This is a genomic window from Microvirga yunnanensis (assembly GCF_025460875.1).
Window position 1 is genome coordinate 141,970 of sequence record NZ_JAMXFI010000006.1, and the last position, 6,642, is coordinate 148,611.

General features: G+C 63.0%; 7 protein-coding genes. 4 read left to right on the forward strand and 3 right to left on the reverse strand.

What is annotated here, in order from left to right; genetic code table 11:
* Nucleotides 1-39 precede the first annotated feature (39 nt).
* Genes NF876_RS05260 through NF876_RS05270 form a run of 3 tightly spaced genes read right to left on the reverse strand, consistent with a single transcriptional unit; the run spans nucleotide 40 to nucleotide 3,065 of the window.
* Nucleotides 40-681: a ThuA domain-containing protein gene (locus NF876_RS05260; protein ID WP_262267790.1), complete on the reverse strand. Its 642-nt coding sequence runs from the start codon at nucleotides 679-681 to the stop codon at nucleotides 40-42.
* 29 nt (nucleotides 682-710) lie between these two features.
* A complete protein-coding gene (locus NF876_RS05265; protein WP_262267791.1) occupies nucleotides 711-1,808 on the reverse strand; it encodes a Gfo/Idh/MocA family protein in 1,098 nt (365 codons plus the stop codon).
* A gap of 30 nt (nucleotides 1,809-1,838) precedes the next feature.
* Nucleotides 1,839-3,065, reverse strand: coding sequence for an ROK family transcriptional regulator (locus tag NF876_RS05270; protein WP_262267807.1), 1,227 nt, complete (start codon nucleotides 3,063-3,065; stop codon nucleotides 1,839-1,841).
* Nucleotides 3,066-3,282: 217 nt separating this feature from the next.
* On the opposite strand from NF876_RS05270, the gene NF876_RS05275 reads away from it, so the two are divergent.
* The 4 genes from NF876_RS05275 to NF876_RS05290 all read left to right on the forward strand — a co-directional run.
* Nucleotides 3,283-4,554: an ABC transporter substrate-binding protein gene (locus NF876_RS05275; RefSeq protein ID WP_262267792.1), complete on the forward strand. Its 1,272-nt coding sequence runs from the start codon at nucleotides 3,283-3,285 to the stop codon at nucleotides 4,552-4,554.
* A 64-nt stretch (nucleotides 4,555-4,618) separates the two neighbouring features.
* On the forward strand, nucleotides 4,619-5,557 hold the full coding sequence (locus NF876_RS05280; protein WP_262267793.1) for a carbohydrate ABC transporter permease: 939 nt from the start codon (nucleotides 4,619-4,621) through the stop codon (nucleotides 5,555-5,557).
* A complete protein-coding gene (locus NF876_RS05285; RefSeq protein WP_262267794.1) occupies nucleotides 5,550-6,401 on the forward strand; it encodes a carbohydrate ABC transporter permease in 852 nt (283 codons plus the stop codon). Before NF876_RS05280 ends, NF876_RS05285 begins: the two co-directional genes overlap by 8 nt.
* A gap of 47 nt (nucleotides 6,402-6,448) precedes the next feature.
* A partial coding sequence (locus tag NF876_RS05290; RefSeq protein WP_262267795.1) for an ATP-binding cassette domain-containing protein occupies nucleotides 6,449-6,642 on the forward strand: 194 nt, incomplete at its 3' end.

A 6,642-nucleotide genomic window follows, 5' to 3' on the forward strand; every position in this document is an offset into this window, starting at 1 on the left:
GATGCTCCAAGCATTATCCCATTTCTATGAGCATGGCATTCAACGCGCCGCCCAGAGCATGCCGCGCTTGAAGATGGTGCGCATCTCCGGCACGTCGAACTCCTTCGCCACATGGCCGAGGGAGCTGTAGAAGACCCGGCCCTGGCCGTGACGGCGCTTCCAGACCACCGGCATGACGACGCCGTCGATCCAGGGGGCGTGCTCGCCCGAGAAGGTGGTCGTGGCGAGGACCTCGTTCGACGGGTCCACATGCATGTAGTACTGCTCGGAACGGTAGTCGAAGTCCCGGATGCCCTGCATGACCGGATCGTCGGGGCGCGTGACGTTCACGCGGTAGTCGATGATGTTGCCGGGATGGGCCACCCATTGGCCGCCGCACATGAACTGGTACTCGACCGCCTCACGGAAGGCATCGCCCATGCCGCCGTGATAGCCGGCAAGACCGACGCCGCCACGGACCGCCGCCGTGAGATTGCTCAGCTCCTCCTTCTCGATCTTCGACATGGTATAGATAGGAACCACCAGACTCATGTCGGACAGACCGGGATCGGCGAAGGCTTCCGTCGAATTCTCGACGTAGACCTTGAAGCCTTCCTCCTCCAGCATGCCGGCGATGATGGAGGCGCATTGCTCCGGCTCGTGCCCGCTCCAGCCGCCCCACACAATCAGTGCCTCGCGCATTCTCTTACCTCCCGGTTTCGCGATGTATTCTAGTCGAGCGAGCCGAACGGAAGCGTCGTCGGCAGCATGGCCGGCCGCTCTGGTCGCGACTCGATGGTGACGTGGGTTCCCCGCTCCGAGGACAGCTGGAAGGCTTCCATGACTTCAAGCGCATGGAAGGCGAGCTCACCCGATGCGCGGTGAGGGCGTCCGGATCGGATCGCGTGTGCCATGTCGGCGACGCCGATAATCCGGTAGTTCCCGCTCGCATAGGGATGCTCGGTGGGCTGCTCTGTCCAATCCTTCGCCGCCGTGGCGAGCTCGATGGCGCCGAAGAAGCGGTTGGGATCCGGAACGCTCAGGCTGCCCGCCGTGCCGTACAGCTCGATCGGCCTGTGGCGGTGCCGGGGCACATCGAAGCTCATGGCGATCGAGACGACCGCGCCGGAGACGAACTCGAGCGTCCCTGCGACGTGCGTTGCCACCTCCACGGGGATCATGGTGCCCTTCAACGGCTCGCTCGTGATCTCGCGTTCGGTCCTGGCTCGGGACGTAATGCCAGCCACCCTGGCAACGGGCCCGATGAGGTTCACGAGAGCCGTGATGTAGTAGGGACCCATGTCCAGCATCGGCCCGCCGCCTTTGGCGTAGTAGAAGGCGGGATTGGGGTGCCAGCGCTCGTGGCCGGGGCACATGAAGAAGGCGCTGCCCGCCAGGGGACGGCCGATCACTCCCTCGTCGATAAGCTTGCGGCAGGTCTGGTGCGAGCCGCCAAGGAACGTATCGGGCGCGCAGCCGACGCGCAGCCCTCGCTCCTTGGCCATGTGCAGGAGAGGGCGGGTCTCGGCGGTCGTGAGACCAAGAGGCTTTTCCGAGTGAACGTGCTTGCCGGCGGCCAGGGCCCTTAAACCCACCTCCACGTGGGCGGCAGGGATCGTGAGATTGACCACGATCTGGATCGACGGATCCGCAAGCATGTCGTCTACCGACATCGCCCGCAGCCCGAACTGGGATGCACGGACCTCGGCCGCCTCCGGTCGGATGTCGGCGATTCCCTTGATGTCCAGGATTGGAAAGTTTGTCGCGGCCTTGAGATAGGCTTCGCTGATATTTCCGCATCCGATGATGCCGATACCCAGGCGTTCCATGTTCACTCCCTTGCATGATTGAGATTGGCGTTAGCGCTTCTTGGCCGGTCCGGTCGTCCCCCAGGGGGCGCCGTAGAGATCGCGCAGGGTGAGGGCCGCGGCGCCACGGGCCCAGGTGTCGTCGCTGGACTCATGGACCACGATCTCGGTCACTCCGGAGATGGTTTCGGGCGTTGCGGCCTGGACCGCATCGCGCAAGGGCGCGAGGAGCAGTTCACCCGCCTGGAGGGCCGATCCGGCGAGAATGACCTTCGGTGGGGCGAAAAGGGTGATCAGGTTCGCGATGGCGATCCCCAGGGCCCGGCCGGCCTCTTCGAAAATCCCCGCGATCCGCCGGTCGCCGCCCTGAGCGAGCGACACGGCGTGGTCCATGCCGCGCGTCCCGCGCAGGAGCTTCTCCTGCGGCGTTCCACGGGCAAGATCGGCCGCCGTGGACAGGATCGCGGTCGTCGAAGCGATCCCGGAGAGGCGCCCCGGGAGGGAGCCGTTTCCGATGCTGCCGTTGGGCGACACGATCAGGTCGCCCAGATCCGGGCTGAGACCGTTCGCCCCGCGGAAGAGCTCTCCGCCATGAATGATGCCGAGCCCGATCGTGTGCTCGATGGAGACGACCAGGAAGTCGCTGAGGTCCCGGCCATGCCCGAACCATTGCTCGGCAAGGGTGATCAGGTTGACGTCGCTGTCGACCGTCGTCGGCACCTTCAGGCGATCCTGGAGATCGAGGCCGAGCTTGAGATCGCGCTCCGAGAAGATCGGGCTGTAACGGCAGATGCCGGAGGCGCGCTCGACAATTCCCGGCACGCCGAGGCAGAGACTGTTGATGTCCTCGACCTGTAACCCCGTCGCCTCGATGCAGGAACGAACGCCGTCCTCCACGAGGTCGAGGATGACCGAGGCGGGTTGGCGGTCGACCCTGATCGGGATCGACACCGTGCCGAGGACGTCCGCCTGGAAGTTGGTGACCGCGATGGTGATCTTGTTGGGAGCAAGCTTCGCACCGCAGACCGAAGCGGCAGCCGGGTTGAGCTCGAGCATGATGCGCGGCCGTCCACGGACCTGATCGGGCGTGGGGGCGACTTGGCGTGGGACGATCAGGCCGTCTTCGAGGAGGGCCGCCGTGATGGCCGAGACGGTGGTGGGGCTCAGTTCCGTCCGCTCCGAGATCTCGACGCGGGAGATCGTGCCGGAACGGCGGATGGCATCCATGACGAGGAAACGGTTGATCGCCCGCATCAGCTCGGGATCGGCAGTCTTCATTGCGGCACCGTCCGCCGGCATGGGCCAACCTCTTTAATGCGGATACCGTATTTATTGTGGAGGGATCACGGCCTGTCAATGATCGCCGCTGCACCAGATGTCCGTAATAAATGGGATAAACCGCTTGACAGCCCCCCATCTGGCGTCCACGTTTTAATGCGCTATCCAAATAAAAGGGCGAAAAGCCCTGACAGAGGAAACACCGAGGAGAACGGCAATGAGCTACAAAAAGCTGATGCTTGCGGCTGCCTGCGCGATCGCCGCCTCATGCAGCGGAATGACCGCGGCACTCGCCGACGTGACGGTCCGGATGCTGCATGTCGAGCAGAACCCGCAGGTTACAGGATTCTGGAACGACATCGCCCGACGCTACGAGGCCTCCCATCCGGGCGTGAAGGTGGACGTTCAATATCTGGAAAACGAGGCCTACAAGAAGAAGCTGACGACGCTCCTGCAATCGTCGGACAGGCCGAACATCATCTACAGTTGGGCAGGAGGCGTCCTGCGCGATCAGGTCAAGGCGGGGGTCATCGAGGACCTGACGCCGGTCATGGATGCTCCCTGGAAGGCGCGCTTCGTTCCGGCCGCGGTGCAAGCCTACACCGTCAACGACAAGATCTATGGTGTGCCGATGCACACGGCACAGGTGGGCTTCTTCTACAACAAGGATCTTTTCGCGAAGGCGGGCGTCGACGCATCCTCGATCAAGACCTGGGATGACCTGCTTGGCGCAGTGAAGAAGCTGCAGGCTGCCGGGATCACGCCGCTCATCACGGGCGGAGCCGACAAGTGGCCGGTCCATTTCTATTGGTCGCATCTGGCGATCAGGATCGGCGGCAAGGACGCTTTCGAGGCCGCCCTGCGCGGCGAGGGCAAGGGCTTTGCCGACACGACTTTCGTCAAGGCCGGCGAAGTGTTCAAGCAACTGGTGGACCTCAAGCCGTTCCAGGCCGGCTTCCTCGGGGCGACCTATCCTCAATCGGCAGGACAGTTCGGCGACGGCAAGGGCGCGATGATGCTCATGCTGAACGGGCTCCTCAATACCATGAAAGCCAACTCGGCCGACAAGGTTGGCATTCCGGACGACAAGCTGGGCTGGTTTCCTTTCCCGACGGTTGCAGGCGGCAAAGGCGATCCGAGCGATACCCTCGGCGGTTTGAACGGCTGGCTGGTGACGAAAGGATCGCCGAAGGAGGCCGCAGACTTTCTGAAGTTCTTCTCGGAAGCGGAAAACCAGCGCCAAGCGGCCGAGCGCGGTTTCTACATCCCCGTCGTCATCGGCACCCAGGATGCGATCAAGAACCCGATCCTGCGTCAGATTGCGGAGAATGTTTCCAAGTCCAAGTATCACCAGCTCTATTATGATCAGATGCTTGGACCGTCGGTCGGCGCGGTGGTCAATGACATCTCGGCCGATCTCGCCGCCGGACGCATGAAACCGACGGAAGCGGCCGAGGCCGTCCAACAAGCCTGGGAACTCGCCCAGTAAACTGGCCAAATCCCGGAAGAGCGGCCTGGCCGCTCTTCCCTGCCGCGCGTTCAGGGAGGGAATGATGGCGACGAGTGTCACGGGTGGGACGGCGAAGGCGGTCTTCCAGGCACCCTCATGGTTGCGGGCGTCCTCGACGAGCATCGGCGGATCAACGGCCATCGTGCTGCTGTTCCTGCCTCCGGCGCTGCTCCTCTTCACTCTCTTCGTCGCGCTCCCGATGGGCGAAGCCGCCTGGTACAGTTTCTATAACTGGAACGGGTATGGAGCGCCGACCGATTTCGTCGGATGGCGGAACTTCGAGCTCCTGTTCGCGAACCGTGCGTTCCGCATCGCGCTGACGAACAATCTGCTGATCATCGTGGTGTCGCTGGCGATCCAGCTCCCGCTCGCCTTGGGAATGGCCATCCTCCTGGCCGACCGCGTGCGGGGGACGGCAACCTTCCGGCTCATCTTCTTCCTGCCCTACATCCTTGCGGAAATCGCTGCAGGTCTCATCTGGCGCTTCGTCTACGACGGCGAGTACGGCCTTCTCGCGAAGCTGCTGGAGCTGTTCGGCGCCGATCCGATCCACATTCTCGCGGAACCGGACATCGCCATCTATGCCATCATGGTGGTCGTGATCTGGAAATATTTCGGCTTCCACATGATGCTGTACATCGCCGGCCTCCAGCAGATCGACCGCAGCCTGTACGAGGCCGCGCATATCGACGGCGCGACGGGCTGGCAGATCTTCCGGCGGATCACGGTGCCGCTCCTCGGGTCGACGATCCGGCTCTCCGTCTTCTTTGCCATCCTCGGGTCGATCCAGCTCTTCGACCTCATCATGCCGCTGACGAAGGGCGGTCCCTCGGACAGCACCCAGACCATGGTGACCTATCTCTACACCTACGGTGTCACCAGGACGAGGATCGGCTTCGGCAGTGCGGTCGGGGTGGTTCTGTTCCTGATCTGCGTCGTGTTCGCCTTCGGCTACAAACGGGTCCTCATGCGCCATGACTAGCACCGCTGCCCGCTACGATACGCCGGTCACCATCGCCCCGGTCCTTCGCTATGCCATTCTCTTCGTCGTCGCCGGAGGCGTGTTGATCCCCTTGCTGACCACGGCCCTGGGCGGGTTCAAGTCGCTCGGCGACCTGAGAGTCAATCCGTTCGGCGTGCCCAGCCAGTGGGAATGGATGAACTACTGGGAGATCCTTGCCAGTGGTCGTTACTGGCAGCTGATGGGGAACTCCCTGGTCATCGCGGTCCTGACGGTCATCCTGACCGTCGCCACGTCTGCGATGGCCGCCTTCGTGTTCGTGCATGTCCGCTTCTTCGGCGCGACCTTCCTCCTGAACTATCTGCTTCTCGGGTTGATGTTTCCGGCCGCCACCGCGATCCTGCCGCTCTTCATCAAGATCCGTGATCTCGGTCTTCTCGACACCTACTGGGGCGTGGTGCTGCCCCAGGTCGCCTTCGGCCTGGCCATGAGCATCCTCCTGTTCCGCAACTCCTTCCGGCAGATGCCGAAGGACCTCTTCGAGGCGGCCGTGATCGACGGCTGCGGCTATTTCCGGTTCTTCTGGCATGTGATCCTGCCGTTGTCGCGCCCGATCCTCGCGACGGTGTCGGTCATCGTCTTCGTGCACAGTTGGAACAACTACCTTCTCCCTCTCGTGGTGCTGAACCGCGATACCCTCTATCCGTGGCCTCTCGGGATCATGGTCTATCAGGGCGAGTTCTCCACGGACTGGAACCTCATCCTGGCGTTCATCACGCTGACGATCCTGCCGGCGATCATCATGTTCTTCGCGGCACAAAAGCACATCGTCGCGGGATTGATGGCGGGGTCGGTCAAAGGGTGAGGACATGACGTGTCACATCGGCGGACATCATCAGGGAAGACTTTGACATGGCCTCAGTAGAGATCCGCAACATCCGCAAGAATTTCGGAACGGTCCCGGTCATCCACGGGGTGTCGATCGACATCCAGGACGGGGAGTTCGTGATCCTGGTCGGGCCGTCGGGCTGCGGCAAGTCGACCCTGCTGCGCATGATCGCCGGGCTGGAGAACATCTCCGGCGGCGAGCTGCGCATCGGCCCGAA